Raw genomic sequence first — 19,209 nt, 5'->3', positions numbered from 1 at the left:
ACCCCGTATGCGCCCTACTGGTATTGCCGAACCAATATGATTATTTAGTGCTCATGTTTAATAATTGTTAATATAGCTGATCAACATTAAGCAACTATTAAGAATTAGAAAAAATTAGAATAGTTTGAATAAGTCAGGAGCAGGGGTATCTAAGATTTCTGGAATAGCCGAAGAAGAGAATCTTTATAACTGGCAAATTGCTAAATCAAGTCTGGCTTCTGTTTCGCGTACTTCACGCATGGTGCTAATTTCACATAAACGCAAGCTTAAGCCGTGATGACCAAGCTGCATACGAGGTACAATGCCAAAGGATTTATCAATTTTGAGCAGGATGAGGTGGCAAGAGGTTCGTGATGGCAGTTGTCGTTGGTAAAAACCATTGAACATATCGATTTTGTCAAATTGAGCAGAGTCGCGTAATAAAGATAAATAGAGATCAACAGTAGAGTGCAGGGTGCGCAGACTATCTAACCAGACAACGAGATCTCGTTGTCGTAGCGCTGGATTAGATTCTAACCATAATAAGAGCTGTGGGGAATAAGCTTCATAATCATTGGCCTGTGTAGGTAAGGTAAGCCTTATTGATTGTAAGAAAGGGTTATTATGAATATTTTCTCCGAAACGACCAACTACATGCGTCAGAACTTGGATTTGAGTATGAAGATTGCCATATAACTCTTTGGAAAGGCTGGTATTGGATTTATTTAAGACATGTTCTATCCGCATCAATTCTTTTAAGAATCTGCTTTTGAGCTCTGGTTTTTCAACCAATTTAATGATTTCGATCACATTCTTTAGCGCATAGTGATGAATAACAGGGTGCGTTTCTTCGCAGGCCTGATCAATAGTTTGATATAAACATTCTAACCGTAAGGCAATTTTAGGCAGATAATGAGTGGCTAATTGAAAAGTAATTGTACTTTGAGGCATATGAAATTGCTGTCCTTAGCCGATTTTTGTGCAGTTTAGCATAAAATTATAATACTATAAAAGGAAAAAAACATACCCTTAGCATAACGCTCATGAATAATAAGTAAGTTTTCACTCATAATGGCTTTTGGCGGGCAATTGTAAATACAGAGTATGCAAATTTTCAATTTTTTTTCGAGCTCCGCTAAGTTATCATCATTGACAACGATATCATCGGCAATTTCTCGTCGATTTAAGTCATTGGTTTGAGTTGCCAAGATTTGCAAAGCCTGTTTGCGAGTAGTGTGATCTCTGCGCATAACTCGTTCAATCTGTTGTTCACGTTTGGCAAGAACAAGCAATACACGATTTAGATAAGGATAACTCTTACGATCATTCAGTAATGGAATTTCAATGACACAGTAGGGGCTATTAGTTGTTGTAATTTGGTCGGTGATATCCTGTCGAATCAGTGGATGTAATAAATTTTCCAGCCATAAGCGCTGTTTGGGATCAGCAAAGATAATATCTCTTAATGAAGCGCGATTGAGTTCTCCTGCATCATTAATCACACTACTACCAAAATGATCTTCAATCTTGGTTAATGCCGTTTGGCCGGGTGTGGTTAGTTTTCTTGCAATGTCATCAGCACTAATCACTTTAATGCCGCGTTTTTTAAAAAAGAAGCGATGGTTGATTTCCCACTGGCGATGTTGCCTGTTAGCCCAACACAATACATTTTTAACGATCTCTTAGATTTAAATTTCTACACATGAACAGATAAGTATAACAAGTCTCTGGCAGATCACTTTTAGAATGGCAATAAGCTTTTGCAGCCAAGGCTGCATCATCTGCATGTGTATAAATATTAGATCGCCAGACTTTAGCTTCAGCGTCGAGTGCAGGGCATTGCCACATAGGACGGGTAGAGACCCCCTGTAAGAAAAATCACAGTCTTCCCTTGAGGCTTTACAACTACCGGGTACTTGACTTGTTTTTTGCAAGCATCAAAGGCTTTATTGATAGCCGTTAATTGATATGCATTGCTAACGGTCCATTGCTTGTTCTGAGCGTCATGAGCTGTACATTGCCAATAATTGAGATCATCGGCTATAAGCAGGGGCGAAAAAAGAGAACCTAAAGCTAAACCAAGGATTGTGCGCTTGTTCATGCTGTGGCACCTTCTTCAATAAGTTGGAATAATTGTTCATGGGACATTGCTCTTGCAAAATACCAACCTTGCATGAGATTAATTTGATAATGGCGCAGAAAATTAAATTGCTCAATGGTTTCTACTCCTTCAGCGATAATTGTAAGTTTTAAAACATTAGCCATCTGTATAATTGCTTGACTCAATGTTTCAGTAACAGCACCTGTGCCAATAGAATGCACAAAAAGTTTATCAATTTTAAGATAATTAAAAGGAAAATGTTGTAGATACTTAATACTGGCATGTCCCGTGCCAAAATCATCAATTGCCAGTGAATGACCTCTAGCCCTCAATTCATTCATTCTTGTTACCAGACGAGAATCGTTTTGATCTAGCAATTCTCGTTCCGTTAATTCAATCAATACCTGTTGGGCAGGAATCTGGTATTTATTGCACAGATGATAAAATTGAGTAAAAAACGCTTCTTTCTGAAAGTGGTTAGCTGACAGATTGAAGGCTAAATGAAAATAAGAGTGCGTTTTAAGAAACTCATGACATTCCTGAAAGCTTTTTTCAATAAGCTGTAACGTAATAGGAACAATTAAACCCGATTTTTCTGCTTCCTCAATGAATACATCAGGTAAGATTTCACTGGTGTTACTATACCAACGCAGCAAAACTTCGGCACCACAAAATCTTTTTTTGTATTATCCATAATAGGCTGATAAACGGGGCTAAAATGTTTATGCTTAATTGCATTGCTCAAAGCATAGTTTAAAGAAAAACGTTTGTTCAAGAGCATGCGGAATTTTAAGTACAAGAGAATTAAAACAACCAGAAGAACTGCACCAAGGACTAATTGATGAAAGAAAAAATCTTTATTAAATTGCAGTTGATTTGCAGTAAGAAGGATGGAGTAGCCTTCTAAATCCTGTAAAGGCGCTTTAGCAAAATTACGCAATGGATTAGTGGGGGTATCATTAGCGATACTAAAAACAATTTTTTCTCTCTGTCATTGTACAAGCCTACATCTTCAATTTGGGGGGAAACGGAGCGAAGAAAATCTTCAATCACATTTTTTATAATGTAGATGCCGAAATAATATTTCCCTACTTGCTGTTGTATTAAAAAAGCAGGTTGTTGTCCTGTTCCTAAGGGAATAGGGCCAAAAATGACTGGATTTTGGGATGAGAGTGCTGGGAGTAGGTATTGGTTACCTAAGGTTGAACAAATAATTTTGTTCTCTTTATCACTGATAACCGCACCAGAAATGGCAGGATTATTAAAGATAATGTTACGTAAGATAGGTAAGATATCTTGCTCACAATTGTCAAAGGGACGGCCAAAGGGCAGCGTATAAGCTGAGTCGAGTGCTTTATCAAGAAAGTTATCAAATCGAAGTGCCGCCTGATTGGCAATAAGCTGTAATTGTTGATGTTTTTGTCGATGATATTGCTGCCATTGATAATAAATGGCAAAAATAATTAACAGGGGTAGCTAAAAAACGCCCAGACAAAACTTAGTAAGCGCTGAGCGTTGATATAATTAGTGTGGTGTTTGGCGTTCATTTGCCTTTAGTCATAGACAGCCCTGATTGAGTTTAAGGTGATTTCGGCTAAAATTCTCAATGGTTTGTTGATCAGTATTTAATGGCGGTAGCCAATATAAGGTATTTCCCAGAGGTCTAAAGCAGGGCTCCGCGCTTGAGTGCTTCTTGATATAGTTGATAACCAATCGTTATTTTTTCTGGCTAGGCAAGTCGGCTGCGACCATAGCCCCTACTGAGCGAATGTGATTTAACTTACCGGTAATTGCCGCCAGTTCTTGAAATTGCTGCTGCATGAAGCGCCCAAGTTTTTGCGCTTGTTCATTCATGTTTTCTGTTTCAATGACTTTGATAGTTGCCAGTGCCGCACTGATTGCTAAAGCGTGGCCGCTATAGGTATGTGAATGAAGAAAGGATTTACCTTTCTCATAATCATCATAAAACAAATCGTAAATTGGTTTATCAATAAGAACGCAGCTTAAGGGCATAGCTCCTGCAGTTAATCCTTTGGACAAGCAGATTAAATCGGGCTGAATATCAGCATGATGACAAGCGAGCCATTGGCCTGTTCTACCAAGACCAGTCATGATTTCATCAGCAATAAAATAAATATCATTTTCTTTAGCCCAATTCGCCAGTTTTTTAAAAAGTCAGCGCTATAACAACGCATGCCGCCGGCACCTTGAATAATTGGCTCTACAATAAGAGCGCAAGTTTTGTTCTTTATTTTTTCAAGCGCAAGCTTTATTTGTGGCCAATGAAAATCAGCGTTATGCCATAAAAATTCATTATTATTAGAAACATAGGGGATCGCTTGAAGGAAATGACATTTAACGCCATAGCCTTTATAAGGTTTTTTGTAGATCCCTAAATCGCTAACACTTAATGTTCCTAAAGTTTCACCATGATAACTGTGTTGCAGAGCGATAAACTCTCTACGAGGTGATCCTTTTAGTTGACTGGCATGTAAAGCCAATTTCATAGCAATTTCGACAGCACTTGATCCATCACTCGCGAAAAAAACGTGCTGTTTCTGGCTAATAGCAGCCAGTTTTTCCCCTAGCTCAACTAGCAGCGGATGAGTTGTGTTAGCGCTGATTACATGTTCAAAGCGATCTAATTGTTCTTTAATCGCAGCGATAATAGTTGGATGCCCATGGCCTAAAGACTTACACCACCAACTGGACAAGGCATCAATTATTGGACCTTGATCAGTATAAAGATAGCTGCCTTTTGCATGGTTGACGACTAGCGGTGGGGTTTGCTGTAAGTCTTTCATTTGGGTGCAAGGATGCCAAATATGCTTTAAATCTCTTTCAATTAATTGCGCGTGGTTAACCATCGTTCTATTTTTTGGTTGACAAGAAATTGCGTGACTTTATCATGTTCACCACAATAAAAAAAGGGGTGAAGTGTGGATAATAGTAGTTCACGTTGGACATTTGATGAGGTGGCTAGTATCTATGAACAGCCGTTTAATGATCTTCTTTATGCTGCACATAGCGTACATAAGAGTAATCATCCAGCTAATTCTCTGCAACTTGCGAAGTTACTAAGTATCAAGACAGGTGCGTGTCCAGAGGATTGTGGTTATTGTTCACAAAGTGGTCATTATAAAACCCATGTAGAAAAAGAAAAATTGATGTCGCTAGAGCAGGTGCTCGTTAAAGCAGAGGAAGCTAAAGCAAGCGGTGCTAAGCGGTTTTGTATGGGCGCTGCATGGCGTTGTCCTCCCGATAAGGCGATGCCTGAATTAAAAGCGATGATTGAGGGAGTCAAGGCAATGGGTTTAGAAACCTGTATGACCTTAGGTATGCTTGATCGCGAACAAGCTTTTACGCTTAAAGAGGCTGGATTGGATTATTATAACCATAATATCGATACCTCCCCGTCTTACTATAGCAAGGTGACTACAACACGTAAATTTAGCGATCGACTGGATACTATAGAAAATGTGCGCCAGGCCGGTATTAATGTTTGTTGTGGTGGTATTTTAGGATTAGGCGAGAGCCGTGAAGACCGCATTGAGTTTTTGCTGACTTTAGCCAATATGGAAACCCCGCCTGAAAGTGTTCCAATCAATCGCTTGATTCCAGTTGAAGGAACGCCTTTGGCCAAATCCAAACAGGTAGAGGGAATTGAGTTGGTACGAACCATTGCCACCGCGCGCTTACTTATGCCAAAAAGTGCTATTCGCCTTACGGCTGGACGAACTGAAATGAGTGATGAGTTGCAAGCTTTATGTTATTTTGCAGGAGCTAATTCAGTGTTTATAGGTAATAAATTGTTAACCGAAGACAATCCACAACGCGATAAAGATAAATTTTTATTTGAAAAATTAGGGCTAAACGCCTTTACTGAAGCATGATTAGTCAATCTCTTATTCATTATTCAAAGCAGTTGCAACAGCAGGGCTTACATCGTAAACGAATGCTGGCTGCCTGCTTTGAGGATAAGGCAGTTATTAATTTCAGCTCAAATGACTATCTTTCTTTAACTGCCGATGGACGAGTAAAAAAGCATTCCAAAGAGGTTTTGCTAACTATCCATCCGGTAGTGGCGGTTCAATGGTTGTCTGTGGTTATCACCCGGTTCATCGCGAATTAGAGAAGGCTTTCGCCTTAGCATTGGGTGTTGATGATGCGCTATTATTTAGTTCAGGCTATACAGCGAATTTGGGTGTTATTGCTTTGTTAGCCCATTTTCAAGGAGATCTCCTGATTGATAAGGCAGCACACGCTTCATTCTACGATGGTTTGAAACTTACCAAAGCGAAATACAGCCGATTTTTACATAATGATTTGGATAGTTTAGCAACTAAATTACAACAGATTACTTCCAATCCAGTTGTAATCACTGAAAGTGTATTTAGTATGAGTGGACAAATTACTTGTCTTGCTGAACTCGCGCATTTATGCGCCAGGTATAAAGCAGAGCTTATTGTAGATGAAGCGCATGCTTTTGGTGTGCTGGGCCCACAAGGGCTTGGAGCGGTAGCCCAACATGAACTATCTCAAAAGAAGTACCTTTAAGAATTATACCCTTTGGTAAAGCGTTTGCTTCTCAAGGTGCAATGGTCGTAGGTCAAGGAGAATGGATAGATGCTTTGCTACAGTCAGCTCGCTCGCATATCTATTCAACAGCTGTAAGTCCAGCAATCGCCTACGGTTTGTTGGAAACACTAAGCATTGTTAGAGAGGCCGATGAACGACGACAAAAATTACTGCATTTGATCGATTATTTTCAGCAATCTATTAAGAATTCACCACTGAAATGGAGGCATTCGCAAACTGCTATTCAGCAATTACAGTTGGGTTGCCCTCATCAGGCCTTGATTTATGCAAATTCTTTATATGAAAAAGGAATATTTTGCCAAGCCATGCGTGTGCCTACAGTGAATAAAAAGATACTGGCTTAAGGGTTATTTTGAATTATCAACATGAACCTGCTCATATCGATTACTTATTTTCTCAACTACAACAGCTTTATGAATCTACATATTAACATTCAAGGTAAAGGACGCCCCCTGGTCCTTTTTCATGGTTGGGGCTTTGATCATAGAATATGGTTGCAGCTTGCCCGTCTTCTGAGTAATCGCTATTGCCTTTATCTAGTTGATTTACCAGGATTTGGCCAAAGTTCATTAATGAGTTGGGACATCTTCAAAAAGCAGTTATTACAGCAATTACCCAAGCATTTTGCTATAGCTGGCTGGTCGATGGGAGGTCTTTTTGCTACTCGTTTGGCCATTGAAGAATCTGAGCGTATAACGTATTTATTAAATATTGCTTCGTCACCTCGCTTTATCAAAGAAAAGAACTGGCCTGGCGTTGAGCAGGCCGTTTTTGATAATTTTTTCCTAAAGTTAGCTTCTGAACCGACAAAAATTATTTCTGAGTTTGTTGCTCTGCAGCTAAAAGATCAGTCATTTCATTATAGTGTTCCACCCAACCTCTCACTACCTGGTTTAGAAACTGGATTACAGGTTTTGGCAGATTGGGATTTACGGCAATCCCTTTATACATTGACCAAACCAACTGGGTTTATATTCGGGCGACTTGATGCAATTACGCCTCGAATGACGATGGCAATCATGCAAAAGCGGTATCCCAATTTTGATTATGTAATGTTTGATAATGCGGCACATATGCCTTTTTTGTCGGACCAAGACGAATTTATCGCTATTTTGGAGCGTATTTTACGATGAAATCTTTTTTATTACTGGCACTGATACGAATTGTGGGAAAACTTATGTAACCTGCCAGTTATTAGATTATTTAAATGAACAACAGAAAAGAAGTTTGGCTTTAAAACCAGTAGCGAGCGGGTGTTCACTAAACAATGGACAGTTGCAGAATGATGATGTATTAAGTTTGCAAGAGCATAATAGAAATCAGGATTATTTAATCAATGGTTGGCAGTTTCCTGCGCCAATATCACCACATCTTGCTGCGAAAGAAGCGGGTAACTCGTTAACAGCACATGAAATCGCTGATTTTTGCCTGGACAGGCAATTTGATAATTTTGATTATTTGCTGATTGAAGGGGCAGGAGGATTATTAGTGCCGTTAAACGATAAGGAAACCTGGCTGGATTTCCTCAATTTGACACAAATACCGGTAATCCTCGTAGTTGGTATGCGCCTTGGCTGTTTAAATCATGCTTTATTGACGGAGAGTGTATTAAAGAGTAATCGGACAGCTTGTGTAGGATGGATAGCGAATTGTCTGGATAAAGAAATGTTGGCTTTAACCGAAAACATTGCTACGTTATCCTTAAAAATGGAAATGCCACTTTTGGCAACTATCTCCTATCAAGGAAAATTAACCGGAACCTCACAGTTGCCGCAACTATTTTTTTAGCTCATTGACTGTGAATTCCTCCTTATTTATCCAATAAAGAGAACAGTTAAGGTCGTTAGCGGGATTCTTTATGAATCCAGTTGGTGAAATGCCTTGATTTCGGTCATTCCACACATTGTTCGTAATCAGCTTGTTAGCTATAATTACCATTTTTGAAAAATAATATAATAGACAGTTATCTGTGGAGATTTGTTGATGCCAATTTATGAATATGAGTGTACAAGTTGTCATCACCAGTTCGATTTGATGCAAAAAATAAGCGATACTCCCGCTAAACAGTGCCCACGTTGTTTGGAAAATACTGCTGTACGCTTAGTTTCTGCGGCTGGATTTCAGCTAAAAGGAACTGGTTGGTACGCAACGGATTTTAAAAATAAAGGCAAGCAGGAAAATAAAAAGACGCTGCAGTTTCTGATAATACCGCTAAAACGGCCTCAGAAGAAAAAAGACGACTGCCGATAAATCAACAACAACCAGTACAAAAGGTGATAAAGATTGAAATCTAAATATCTTCGCAGCTACCTGTTGACGGGTTTGGTCGTGTGGTTACCCATTTTAGTCACTTTTGTGGTATTACGCTTTATTATTGATATTCTTGATAACACGATGGCTCTTTTGCCAAAAGCGTACCAGCCAGAACAGCTTTTAGGGGTTCAGATACCTGGTTTAGGTGTTGTTTTATCGCTAGCTTTATTGTTAGTGACAGGCATTATCGCAACTAACATTTTAGGGCAACGATTAGTGATTTTTGGCGAAGCATTGCTTGCCAGGATTCCATTAGTACGTTCTATATACAATGCAGCAAAACAAGTGATTCAGGCAGTTTTTGCTACCAATAGCCAGGCTTTTCGTAAAGTGCTATTAATCGAATATCCTCGTAAAGGGCTCTGGAGTCTCGCTTTTCTAACCGGTAAAGCTAGCCAAGAGCTTTGTACCCATACGGGGGAAGAAATGCTTTCTCTGTTTGTCCCCACAACACCAAATCCTACATCAGGTTTTTTGATGATGATACCCAAACGAGATGCGATTGAGTTGTCGATGAGTGTTGATGAAGCCTTGAAATTCATTATTTCCCTAGGAGTAATGCAAGCACCACCATCCATCGTTTCAGAAGTAAAGATTTAAATTTAAATAGGCGGCTTTTATGAGATCACATTATTGCACAAGTGTTAATGAAACAATGATAGAACAGTCAGTAAGTATTTGTGGCTGGATCCATAATCGTCGCGATCATGGTGGAGTTATTTTTTAGATATTCGTGATCGTTCTGGTCTGGTACAGGTTGTTTATGAGCCAGAGTTTGCAAACGTATTTGCTATCGCTGAAATGCTAAGGCATGAATTTGTCGTACGGATTCAAGGTACAGTCCGTCATCGCCCGCAAGGCATGGTGAATGATAAAATGGCCACCGGCCGCATTGAAATCCTTGGTACTGGACTTGAAATATTAAATCAAGCGCAAACGCCTCCTTTTTTGCCAGACGATCATCAGTTTGTTAATGAAGATTTACGCTATCGTTATCGTTATCTCGATATACGCCGTAATGAGATGCAAAATAACCTGACACTGCGTCATAGAATGATACGTTGCATCAGAGAATATCTGAATGTGCAGGATTTTGTTGATATTGAAACACCCATGCTGACTAAAGCAACACCGGAAGGAGCACGGGATTATTTGGTTCCCTCCCGTGTTCACCCAGGCGAGTTTTACGCACTACCCCAATCACCACAGCTATTTAAGCAGTTGCTGATGATGTCTGGCTTTGATAAATATTATCAAATTGTACGTTGTTTCCGTGATGAAGACCTGCGTGCTGATAGACAGCCTGAGTTTACCCAGCTTGATATTGAGATGGCATTTATCAATGAGGCAGTTATTCAACAACTTATTGAAGGCATGTTAAAAAAGTTTTTCAAGACATTCTACAGGTCGAATTACCGGAAACCTTGCCAAAAAATGACTTATGCAGAGGCCATGCGTCGTTTTGGTAGTGATAAACCCGATCTGCGTATTCCTTTGGAATTGGTTGATATTGCAGATTTGGTTAAAGACTGTGACTTCAATGTTTTTGCAGCTGCAGCGGACAATCCAGATGGGCGTGTTGTTGCTTTAAAGTTGGCTGGGGGTTGTGAGCTCAGCCGCAAAGAGCTTGATAGTTATGGTCATTTTGTTGGTATATACGGAGCGAAAGGATTGGCTTATATCAAGGTCAATGATCTTGCTCAAGGCATGGAAGGTCTTCAATCACCTATAATTAAATTTCTTCCTGAACACAGTGTACAAGCCATTCTTGAGCGTGTTGAGGCTAAAACTGGTGATGTTATTTTCTTTGGCGCAGGCCATGCTCAGTTAGTTAACGAGTCTATGGGTGCGTTACGAATAAAATTGGGGCACGATCGTAAATTGGTTGAGCCTGGCTGGCGTTTGTTATGGGTTGTTGATTGGCCTATGTTTGAAATTGACATGAAAACAAATCAATTACAATCAATGCATCATCCTTTTACATCGCCTCAAGAGTTATCGATTACCGCATTAACACAAAGTCCAACAAAAACCTTGGCTAAGGCTTATGATATTGTTATTAATGGTTATGAAATTGGTGGTGGTTCGATTCGTATTCATCAACCACAACTGCAACAAGCTGTTTTTGATTTGTTAGGAATAGGAGAGGAAGAAGCGAAAGAGAAATTTGGATTCTTGTTAGATGCCCTGCAATATGGCTGTCCTCCGCATGGTGGTATAGCGCTCGGTATTGATCGTTTAGCCATGTTATTGACTGGCTCCAATTCAATACGTGATGTTATCGCCTTTCCTAAAACACAGTCAGCAGCTTGTCTCTTGACAAATGCGCCAACTGCAGTTGGAAACGCGCAACTTAATGAGTTAGGAATCCGTCTTGCACCTACGTCACAAATTAAATAAATTCTCGCTATCAAGTCCTACAGCCTCTGGTTGTAGGGGAGGGATTTATCATTTTATTTTATTTTGTTTGCTTTCAATTCAGTTTGCATCGTTGCCAGTCTTTGCTAAATCAGTTAGCAGTGCAAATAAATTGATCGAATACCTCGTACAAGAAAAGATTAATTTGACCTTGGCAATTAATAATGTAAAGCTGACCGAATTGCCAACCAGCCTGGCTGACTATGAAAAGTTGCGTCAGGAAAATGAAAGATTGATAGCTTTAAATCAGGCTAAGCTACTTAGCCTTGAGAGCTTCCTTGTTAACCAAAAAAATTGCAACAGGATTTTGTTCAGCATTTAAAACGCCTGCAACAAACTCCCTTAGCGCAGTCAGCCCAGATAAGTTCCCAAGAGCGAATTGATAAAGTTAGCACCTTAAATGAGGTGAATAAAAAACAATAGAGTTGCTCACTGAAAATTTAGCCCTGGCAAATCGCTATCAGGATGCCTTGGTTTTACAAAAGCAACGCCTTAATTTATGGAAAGCCAGACAACAAATGGATGGGCAATTGGAAAAATTGCGTAGCCAGGATAGCCGCTTTAATGACGCACTAACCAGACTTTACGAAAATAGCATTAAATTGCAACAAGACATTAAAAATAATAATGATGCTAATTTAAGTTACCTTATAGAAGCCAAGTTACTCTTAAATAATCAGATTATTAGCCTCACACAGCATAAGATAGCTGAGGTTGATTTACAGAAAAAACTGGTCAAGGCAGATTACTTACTGCAAAAAATCCGAACGTAAGTACTCTGCAAAGAATAACTGACATTTATAAAGATAGTATTATGCGTTTGTCTGAAATGGAGCAATCGCTAAAGAAAATGCAAGTGCTAATTAGCAGCGAGCAGGGTCATATAACTAACTCTAATCTGAAACAACAATTCTCAACCTTATTAAATATTATTAGCTCACGCATTAAAGGCCTTATAATTCAACAACAAACCCTGCAAGAAGATCTTGAAAATCACGAACAAGAATTAAAGAAACAGTTGTCCGCCCGACAAACGCTAAGTGAATACCGAATGGATAGCTGGCTATCTATTTTTCAGCAATTTGTTCATCTTCCTACCCAATTATATAATTACCTTAAATCCCTCAGCTTGAAGGTAAGAGATAATTACGTTTGGCAAGATGTTTTGCCAGCAACGCTCATGTGGGTAGCGTTACTGTTAGTTATTCTAGGTGCTTTTAGTTTGTATAAGGTGTTAAAACATTTGACGCGAGATAGAGCACGTTCGCGTTTATCCACTCATCTTTATGATGGCGCCCTAATTTTACTGGGTCGCAATATTCCTCATCTGGCTTTTGCAACAGCGGTTATGCTTGTACTTTATTTAAATCAGGTGCCCTTTTCCAATTATCAATTACTGCTAAATCTATTTTTTGTCTGGCTTATTTTTCGCCTACTAGTTCTTATTGCTCGTTTGACTTTATTAGAGAGGGTTAGCGATTCTTCGGGTACAGATGTCCGTTTGTATTATCGTGTTAAATGGCTTTTATTAGCTGGAGGATGGACTAGTGCTTTGATGGTAATCAGCCACCTGCTTCCTCTATCATCCATTTTACAAGATATATTTAATCGCCTATTTATGCTGTTCTTACTGGCTGTTTCAATAGTGAGTTGGAAGAGCAGGGAAGTCATTACCCATTTATTGCACCCCCTCTTGAAGGCTAAGAAAAGATATTTCCGCAATGCCGTTATGTTGCTGGTGGTTTTAGTCCCCTTAACTTTATTCACTACAGCAATTATAGGTTTAGTAGGATACATAAATTTAGCTTGGATAATGAGTCGTTATCAAGTGCAAATTTTATTAGTAATGACTGCCTACGTAGTGAGTAGGGGATTAATTGCTGATGTATTGGATCTTATGTCTGAGTGGATGATTTCTTCTCTAAGTAATGGATGGCTTTGGATTGAAGTTTTATTAAAGCCCTTGGATAAAATATTACGTGTTTTATTACTCATTTTTAGCGTACTTGCTTTATTTCAATTATTTGGTTGGTACTCCGATTCAGTAGTCATGGCTGGTATAGAGAAATTTAGCAAATACCCACTCGTTAATTTATCTGGGGTATATATTACTCTCACCAGCATTGTCGAATTCCTTATTTTATTGTCTGTCTTTATTTGGGCTGCTAAATGGACACGGGAATTTTGTTACCGCTGGCTTTACCGCGATGCCAGAGACGCAGGCATTCGTAATAGCTTGTCAGTCTTTACTCAATACGCAGTTATTTTAATTGGTGGTTTCATTACTTTACGTGTTTTGGGATTAGATTTTAGTGGTATGTCGATGGTCATTGGTGGCCTTGCGGTGGGCATGGGATTTGGCTTGCGCGATTTTGCTTCGAACGTGGTTGGTGGATTAATGTTGCTTATCGAGCGTCCTGTACGTGAAGGTGATTTGATAACCCTGGGAACCTATGAAGGGCGAGTAGCTCATATTGGTATTCGTTCGATGCGAGTATCGTCTTGGGATAATATGGAAGTACTGATTCCTAATGCCGAAACCTTCAATAAGCCATTTACCAATTGGACACATCAAGACAGCATTGTTCGCACTGTAATTCCTATCAAAGTAAGTCGAGCAGATGATCCAGCCATGATCCAGCAACTTATTTTAGATGTTTTGGCAATTATTCCTGAAATAGTTGATGAGCCTGCGCCACAAGTATTTTTGAAACAAATTGATGATGCGCTTATTGAATTTGAAGTGCGTTATTTTATTAATGTGCAACTACATACACGGTTTGAGATCCGCTCCAAGGTCTTATTTGCTATTACGGCCCAATTTAAAGCGGCTGGAGTTAAGCCTCCCATTCCGCCAATTAGCATTGAACTGAAAGAAGGTCAAAATGAACCCTCTGTTGTCAAAGCATCCGTTGAAGGATGAAACAGAACTTCTCGCACGATGTCAATTAATTGAAGGCCTAAGTTTTGCGCAACTGGCAAGCCTGTTGCAGATTATGATTCCACGCGAGCAAATCAAACGCAAAGGTTGGGCAGGACTTGCAATCGAGCTAGCACTTGGTACAACAGCAGGTACGAAACCTGTACCGGATTTTACCCACCTGGGTATCGAATTAAAGACAGTACCACTCAATGCGCAAGGTAAACCGGCTGAGTCGACATTTGTCACCAGTATTCCCTTGCTAAGTCTTCATCAGCAAGAGTGGTTTTCCTCACAATGCTATGCAAAATTAAAACGCGTTCTGTGGTTGCCGATCGAAGGCGATAAAAAATTCCTTTTGAACAACGGCGAATAGGGCGGGGGTTTTTATGGTCCCCCAATCAAGAGGAAGAAGCAATTCTTGCGAATGATTGGCGTGAACTTAGCTTGATGATTGGCACCGGACACTTGGATGAAATTAATGGCAGAATTGGTCTGTATTTGCAGGTTCGACCCAAAGCGGCTAATGCTAAGTCTTTATGCTATGGATTTGATAGTGAGGGAAATAAGGTTTTAACATTACCCAGAGGATTTTATTTACGTAGTTTGTTCACAGAGCAGATTATTAAAGCAAACTTGTCAGGTTAAAAGGTTCTGCAATTCTTGCGAGCTACCGGTTTCTACGCTCAAGGCCTACCCGATGGAATAGGCCAATTTATTACAATTGGCCTGGATGCTGCTAATTCAAATTAGCTTTGGCATAAATTTTCATAGCGGCTACTAAAAATTCCACTAGCTCAGTGTGGTAGGCGTTATAAAAATTTCGAAAGTCGGGATGATTGAGATACATTTGACCAAGACCCTCATAACTTAGCCGGGTAGGTGTCCAAAAATTTTTTACCCACTCATAATGTCTTTGAATCAGAACCTGTACTTCTTTCGCATCGGATTTAAGGTGATTCGTAATCGCTTTAACTAGTAGTCCTTGATTGATTGCCTCACCTTCTTGTTGATGTTGTTGCCAGTGATTTTTTTCCAATGGCGTACCTTTAACCAACTATCGTCAATTTCTTTTTGACTTAGCGTACCGCTATTAAGCAGGTAATTCTCATATTCCTGCTGTAAAGCCTTCATACATTTCAACCTCTTTCATGATTAATTTTCCTCTTAGATGAGAGATAGTTTTGTCAATTGTCTTGATAAGTGTTTCTGTCCTAGCAAGACTTTTTAAGAGGATTGCTTTGTGAGCACTCAAGGCTTCAATTTTGTCGAAGTCATGACTACAAACAATCCTCTGGATATCATTTAGAGGAAAACCAAGCTCACGGAAAATAAAATTTGCTGCAGTATCAAAAGCTGCTCTTCTTCATAGTAACGATAATTATTATCACCATAATAAGCAGGTTTTAATAAACCAATCTCATCATAAAAACGAAGCGTACGTGGACTAACATTTGATAACTTGGCTAATTGCTTTACCGTATAGGACATGTTTATCTCCTCTATTTGACAAAACACACGATAAAGGCTTACGCAACGTTAATGTCAACAGAATGAATGCATGCATGGAATATAAATTTTTTAACAACGTGTTTTTGACTGGGAATGCTACAAAATTAGTCTTGCATTCAAAATCAGATTCGTTAAAGTAATTGATGAGGATATTTATTTTACCACAGGAGTTAACCATGAAAAAAAGAACAAATTGATTTTTTCTTTAATTTTTTCAACTGTTTTGCCGCTATCGACTTATGCTGCCAGTACGGATTCTTCAGCACAGCAAATCCAGCAATTAAATACTCAGATACAAGGTCAATTGAAGCAGATCCAAGCGCAACAACAACAGCAAATTGATAAATTGAACGGGCAACTACAAGCACAAATGAAGCAAATGCAAGCCCAATTGCAAGATCAAATTCAAAAAGTGAATGCACAGACTCAGGCTCAAATGCAAAAAATACAAGCTGCATTGCAACAACAAATTAAACAGGTTCAGCAACAAGCCATAAAAGGAACATAATCGGCTATAAATGACGTACAAATACAACCCTCCTTGTTCAATTATTGACATTCCATATGAATGGGCTATGCTTTTATTGTGCACCGCAGCATAAAAGGAGGGTATCATGTTAGAACAAACCTATCTAAAAAATATACCTGACCATATTCAGAAGCCTGTACAAGAGCTAATTACTCTAAATTTTAGGACGCTGCAAAATTTTTCCATATTTAAGACCGGAAGAATTAAACAACTTGCGTCAACCCCAAGATTTTTTGCAAAAAAATGTCGCAGTTTTTTGAAAACGGTTATAAAACATTAAGTTATTTGCAGCAAGTGTTTTCTATTTTTGAAAAAACCTGTTGTCTCTAGAAGAGCAAGAACAGGATCATAGGATTGGTTCAATCAATTGGCACAGTGATAGGGTACAGTAATTTTCTCTTCAATTCCCGTATTAGATTAAGTTAATACGGGCTCAACGAATTAATTAGCCAGACATTTTACTAATCGGATTCAGCGCCAATGGCTTTCGTGTAGAGTAAAACAGAGACTATTATTTTGTATTAATTGATGACATGGTGACAATTTTATTGTCATTTATTGAGCAGATTAGTACAATTATAGCAATTTTTTACTGTATGTTGTTTTTTGCTTTTATGACATCAGCAGTCCCTAATAAGCCTTATGAATCAGGTTATATTTTTCAATTTACCCGCAAAATGGATGAGAAGGGACGATTTTTAGCCAAAAAATTTCATCTCTATTCTCTGTATCTAGCTATCGATAGCGGTAAGCTATCCTGTAGCATGATCAAATATTACTATGATGTCTTTCTTGCAAATAGTGATTTAGCTACCAAAGCAATGCAGGCATGGATGAAAACACCTGCTGGTATGGCTACAGCAACGTCAAGCGGTATTAGCCTTATTGCTTTTTCACTCATGGCCACTCATTTCAGTGACAAAGATAAGAATCTTTTTAAACGCTATGTTGCTGTTATTTGGCCTTATACTCGAGACTCCCTCAAAGCCCTAAAAAATGCCTATCGAGCTGTAAACGGTACGTTTACTTTAATGAATCTGCTTGAGATTGAGGATTTACGTCACCTTATTGTTCCTGCGGGTGTATTGCTAAGTGGTTTATCAATACTGAACCGCATTTGGTATCGCCGTGTCGTTGAGCAACGTAAAATGCTATTGGCAGACAATGCAACATTACTTTCTATCGTGGAAGCGATCGATGACGCTAACCTGGAGGAAATCAATGCATTACGTCAATACCTCAAAGGACAATCTCAACAGTTAAGGATCTATGCTTTATTGTCCGCAGCCTCCATGGGGATGATTGATGGCCTCAATCCCTATATAGGAACGTTTGGACTTTGTGTTTTAACAACCAATATGCTAGCAGTTATCACGGTTTTTTGCGGGCTTTATTTGCTAGGTAATTTGGCAATGCGGGTTTATGAAGAAATCAATTCGCAACGCCAGTTGATCAGAGCACAAATTCATGTTGAATTGGCTTTATATCAAAAAGAAATGGCTTTTTTAGGGAAGCAGCTTGCTGATGGGGAACTGGAACTCAATGGTAGTGTAATACAAAAAATCGAACACCTGAGCTCTTTACATCAGCAATTGGCCGATAAGCTAAAAGATGAAAATGCATTGTCACTACCGTTTCTCCTAAAGGGTTTAAAAAATGGTTTGGCTGTTTATAAATACGTGATGTTAACAATAAGTACGATAATCTTTTTATCTCCAATAAAATTGCAAACCTTTCAGCCTATTGAGCGTGCCATTTTAGGAATGACCGCGTTAACGCTTGCCTCGTTACATGCCCTAATTGTTGATTATAGAAAGCAAGCTGGAAGCCTGAAACTGGAAAAGCAAATTGACGGTGAAAAACAACAACCAGCGAGTACAAACTTCTCATTTAATTTTTATTACAATGGATTATTGCTATTCCAACGCATATTTTAAATAAAATGATAGAATCTCAAGTAACGTCTGATCACGTTAAGAAACTGAACAACGAAAAACAGATAGACAAAGAATCAAAACTGGTTTCTCCAACAAAATATGGTGAGGTGGCATTTTTTTATATGCCAAAATTAACGGTCACTTCACACTGTCCACAGCCCTCTAGACCAATGTTGTCAGCAGTAACACCAATAGCCGGGTATTGATAATTGATTGACAAAAATTGAATCAAATTGCAAATAAATAGTATTTTTTATGATACAATTCAAAAAATTTATTTCTACGGATTGGTTCCGATGGTGTGTAATCAATTGAATGGCAAGCAGTTAAGCAAACGAATTGCCACTTTTTTCCTCATGCTGTTTTTATCACTATCTTATGCAGTAGAAGTACCTATTTATGATTTTTCAATCAAGGCTTATACGCAAAATATTAATGATTATTTATCTCCAGATAGTGCAGATTACGAAATGCCCTTGTTAAGGGCAGACTATCAAGCCGCCCAATTACAACAATTTTATAAACATTACTACGCAACTGACGCGCAAGCACTCTCGCCGTGGAGCGAGCAAATGGTGAAATCAGTTTTACCAGCGGTTAAAAAGATTGAATTTCAAATTTTAGACGATTTTGATAACCAAAATAAAACTGGCGCTGATCGCCATTATGGCGAGAATTTTAAAGAACATGATGAGAGTTGGTTAAATCAAATTAAGCAGAATATGGATATTTATGCGCTGGATGATATTGAGTATCAAGAAAAAACAAAGCGATTGCCGTTAATAATACGTATGCACGCGCATTACCTGATATAGGCTCCCTAGTATTTTTTTCTACTTTCTTAACGGGGACGTTAAACGGAAACCGGACCGGAAAACGGCTTAATACACGTTGAACGTAC

18 protein-coding genes and 5 pseudogenes are annotated in these 19,209 nt (G+C 38.9%); 16 read left to right on the top strand and 7 right to left on the bottom strand.

The window, feature by feature from the left end; all coding sequences use genetic code 11:
- Window positions 1–183 precede the first annotated feature (183 nt).
- The 5 genes and pseudogenes from zapD to bioA all read right to left on the bottom strand — a co-directional run bounded on the left by zapD (window position 184) and on the right by bioA (window position 4,947).
- Window positions 184–930, bottom strand: coding sequence for a cell division protein ZapD (gene zapD / locus BN58_RS12040; protein WP_019217055.1), 747 nt, complete (start codon window positions 928–930; stop codon window positions 184–186).
- Between the two features lie 111 nt (window positions 931–1,041).
- A pseudogene (gene coaE / locus BN58_RS24815) lies at window positions 1,042–1,648 on the bottom strand (dephospho-CoA kinase).
- Between the two features lie 150 nt (window positions 1,649–1,798).
- On the bottom strand, window positions 1,799–2,080 hold the full coding sequence (locus BN58_RS24810) for a hypothetical protein (protein WP_051131901.1): 282 nt from the start codon (window positions 2,078–2,080) through the stop codon (window positions 1,799–1,801).
- Window positions 2,077–2,748 (bottom strand): annotated as a pseudogene (locus BN58_RS28585) (EAL domain-containing protein); the annotation flags it as partial. The gene BN58_RS24810 and the pseudogene BN58_RS28585, both read right to left, overlap by 4 nt.
- A gap of 885 nt (window positions 2,749–3,633) precedes the next feature.
- A pseudogene (gene bioA, locus BN58_RS24800) lies at window positions 3,634–4,947 on the bottom strand (adenosylmethionine--8-amino-7-oxononanoate transaminase).
- 72 nt (window positions 4,948–5,019) lie between these two features.
- Here bioA and bioB point away from each other — a divergent pair.
- The 13 genes and pseudogenes from bioB (at window position 5,020) to mutH (ending at window position 14,978) form a co-directional block, all read left to right on the top strand.
- Window positions 5,020–5,973, top strand: coding sequence for a biotin synthase BioB (bioB, locus tag BN58_RS12015; RefSeq protein ID WP_019217053.1), 954 nt, complete (start codon window positions 5,020–5,022; stop codon window positions 5,971–5,973).
- Window positions 5,970–6,212 (top strand): hypothetical protein, encoded by a 243-nt coding sequence (locus BN58_RS34155; protein ID WP_019217052.1) that lies wholly within the window; start codon window positions 5,970–5,972, stop codon window positions 6,210–6,212. Before bioB ends, BN58_RS34155 begins: the two co-directional genes overlap by 4 nt.
- Window positions 6,173–6,637 (top strand): aminotransferase class I/II-fold pyridoxal phosphate-dependent enzyme, encoded by a 465-nt coding sequence (locus BN58_RS36165; protein WP_269570255.1) that lies wholly within the window; start codon window positions 6,173–6,175, stop codon window positions 6,635–6,637. Before BN58_RS34155 ends, BN58_RS36165 begins: the two co-directional genes overlap by 40 nt.
- A gap of 41 nt (window positions 6,638–6,678) precedes the next feature.
- Window positions 6,679–7,023 (top strand): aminotransferase class I/II-fold pyridoxal phosphate-dependent enzyme, encoded by a 345-nt coding sequence (locus BN58_RS36160; protein WP_019217050.1) that lies wholly within the window; start codon window positions 6,679–6,681, stop codon window positions 7,021–7,023.
- A 69-nt stretch (window positions 7,024–7,092) separates the two neighbouring features.
- Complete coding sequence (locus BN58_RS11995; protein ID WP_019217049.1) at window positions 7,093–7,812, top strand: alpha/beta fold hydrolase; 720 nt, start codon at window positions 7,093–7,095, stop codon at window positions 7,810–7,812.
- Window position 7,813: 1 nt separating this feature from the next.
- Entirely contained in the window at window positions 7,814–8,467 is a 654-nt protein-coding gene (bioD, locus tag BN58_RS11990) for a dethiobiotin synthase (protein ID WP_026069433.1), read from the top strand.
- A 195-nt stretch (window positions 8,468–8,662) separates the two neighbouring features.
- Window positions 8,663–8,929 carry an FmdB family zinc ribbon protein gene (locus BN58_RS28580; protein WP_019217047.1) on the top strand — a complete coding sequence of 89 codons (267 nt, stop codon included), beginning with the start codon at window positions 8,663–8,665 and terminating at the stop codon, window positions 8,927–8,929.
- Window positions 8,930–8,962: 33 nt separating this feature from the next.
- Window positions 8,963–9,592 (top strand): DUF502 domain-containing protein, encoded by a 630-nt coding sequence (locus BN58_RS11975; RefSeq protein ID WP_019217046.1) that lies wholly within the window; start codon window positions 8,963–8,965, stop codon window positions 9,590–9,592.
- A 19-nt stretch (window positions 9,593–9,611) separates the two neighbouring features.
- A pseudogene (gene aspS / locus BN58_RS24785) lies at window positions 9,612–11,392 on the top strand (aspartate--tRNA ligase).
- 91 nt (window positions 11,393–11,483) lie between these two features.
- Window positions 11,484–11,732: a hypothetical protein gene (locus tag BN58_RS34150; RefSeq protein WP_232220573.1), complete on the top strand. Its 249-nt coding sequence runs from the start codon at window positions 11,484–11,486 to the stop codon at window positions 11,730–11,732.
- Window positions 11,733–11,835: 103 nt separating this feature from the next.
- The gene (locus tag BN58_RS34145) at window positions 11,836–12,183 is read left to right on the top strand and encodes a hypothetical protein (protein WP_019217042.1); all 348 of its coding nucleotides are present in this window, start codon (window positions 11,836–11,838) and stop codon (window positions 12,181–12,183) included.
- A 41-nt stretch (window positions 12,184–12,224) separates the two neighbouring features.
- Window positions 12,225–14,333: a mechanosensitive ion channel family protein gene (locus BN58_RS24780; RefSeq protein ID WP_019217041.1), complete on the top strand. Its 2,109-nt coding sequence runs from the start codon at window positions 12,225–12,227 to the stop codon at window positions 14,331–14,333.
- A pseudogene (gene mutH / locus BN58_RS24775) lies at window positions 14,296–14,978 on the top strand (DNA mismatch repair endonuclease MutH). The gene BN58_RS24780 and the pseudogene mutH overlap by 38 nt, the downstream one beginning before the upstream one ends.
- A gap of 91 nt (window positions 14,979–15,069) precedes the next feature.
- Here mutH and BN58_RS34140 read toward each other — a convergent pair.
- Window positions 15,070–15,369, bottom strand: coding sequence for a TipAS antibiotic-recognition domain-containing protein (locus BN58_RS34140; RefSeq protein ID WP_232220572.1), 300 nt, complete (start codon window positions 15,367–15,369; stop codon window positions 15,070–15,072).
- A gap of 266 nt (window positions 15,370–15,635) precedes the next feature.
- Window positions 15,636–15,821, bottom strand: coding sequence for a MerR family transcriptional regulator (locus BN58_RS34135; protein WP_232220571.1), 186 nt, complete (start codon window positions 15,819–15,821; stop codon window positions 15,636–15,638).
- A gap of 214 nt (window positions 15,822–16,035) precedes the next feature.
- Between BN58_RS34135 and BN58_RS11950 the strand changes: the two genes are divergently transcribed.
- The 3 genes from BN58_RS11950 to BN58_RS11935 all read left to right on the top strand — a co-directional run bounded on the left by BN58_RS11950 (window position 16,036) and on the right by BN58_RS11935 (window position 19,123).
- Window positions 16,036–16,350 (top strand): hypothetical protein, encoded by a 315-nt coding sequence (locus tag BN58_RS11950; RefSeq protein WP_019217040.1) that lies wholly within the window; start codon window positions 16,036–16,038, stop codon window positions 16,348–16,350.
- Window positions 16,351–16,985: 635 nt separating this feature from the next.
- Window positions 16,986–18,308 carry a hypothetical protein gene (locus BN58_RS24765; RefSeq protein ID WP_156812505.1) on the top strand — a complete coding sequence of 441 codons (1,323 nt, stop codon included), beginning with the start codon at window positions 16,986–16,988 and terminating at the stop codon, window positions 18,306–18,308.
- 296 nt (window positions 18,309–18,604) lie between these two features.
- Window positions 18,605–19,123 carry an NlpC/P60 family N-terminal domain-containing protein gene (locus BN58_RS11935; RefSeq protein WP_232220570.1) on the top strand — a complete coding sequence of 173 codons (519 nt, stop codon included), beginning with the start codon at window positions 18,605–18,607 and terminating at the stop codon, window positions 19,121–19,123.
- The last annotated feature ends 86 nt before the right edge of the window (window positions 19,124–19,209 follow it).

This window comes from Legionella tunisiensis, from assembly GCF_000308315.1.
GTDB lineage: Bacteria > Pseudomonadota > Gammaproteobacteria > Legionellales > Legionellaceae > Tatlockia > Tatlockia tunisiensis.
This window is presented reverse-complemented; position numbering and strand designations above follow the sequence as displayed.

Excerpts from the sequence above, each read along its gene's own strand:
- zapD (WP_019217055.1), bottom strand. The coding sequence starts at position 930 with ATGCCTCAAAGTACAATTACTTTTCAATTAGCCACTCATTATCTGCCT.
- BN58_RS24810 (WP_051131901.1), bottom strand. The coding sequence starts at position 2,080 with ATGAACAAGCGCACAATCCTTGGTTTAGCTTTAGGTTCTCTTTTTTCG.
- BN58_RS34155 (WP_019217052.1), top strand. The coding sequence starts at position 5,970 with ATGATTAGTCAATCTCTTATTCATTATTCAAAGCAGTTGCAACAGCAG.
- BN58_RS36165 (WP_269570255.1), top strand. The coding sequence starts at position 6,173 with ATGGTTGTCTGTGGTTATCACCCGGTTCATCGCGAATTAGAGAAGGCT.
- BN58_RS36160 (WP_019217050.1), top strand. The coding sequence starts at position 6,679 with ATGGTCGTAGGTCAAGGAGAATGGATAGATGCTTTGCTACAGTCAGCT.
- BN58_RS11995 (WP_019217049.1), top strand. The coding sequence starts at position 7,093 with ATGAATCTACATATTAACATTCAAGGTAAAGGACGCCCCCTGGTCCTT.
- BN58_RS28580 (WP_019217047.1), top strand. The coding sequence starts at position 8,663 with ATGCCAATTTATGAATATGAGTGTACAAGTTGTCATCACCAGTTCGAT.
- BN58_RS24780 (WP_019217041.1), top strand. The coding sequence starts at position 12,225 with ATGCGTTTGTCTGAAATGGAGCAATCGCTAAAGAAAATGCAAGTGCTA.
- BN58_RS34135 (WP_232220571.1), bottom strand. The coding sequence starts at position 15,821 with ATGTCCTATACGGTAAAGCAATTAGCCAAGTTATCAAATGTTAGTCCA.
- BN58_RS24765 (WP_156812505.1), top strand. The coding sequence starts at position 16,986 with ATGACATCAGCAGTCCCTAATAAGCCTTATGAATCAGGTTATATTTTT.
- BN58_RS11935 (WP_232220570.1), top strand. The coding sequence starts at position 18,605 with ATGGTGTGTAATCAATTGAATGGCAAGCAGTTAAGCAAACGAATTGCC.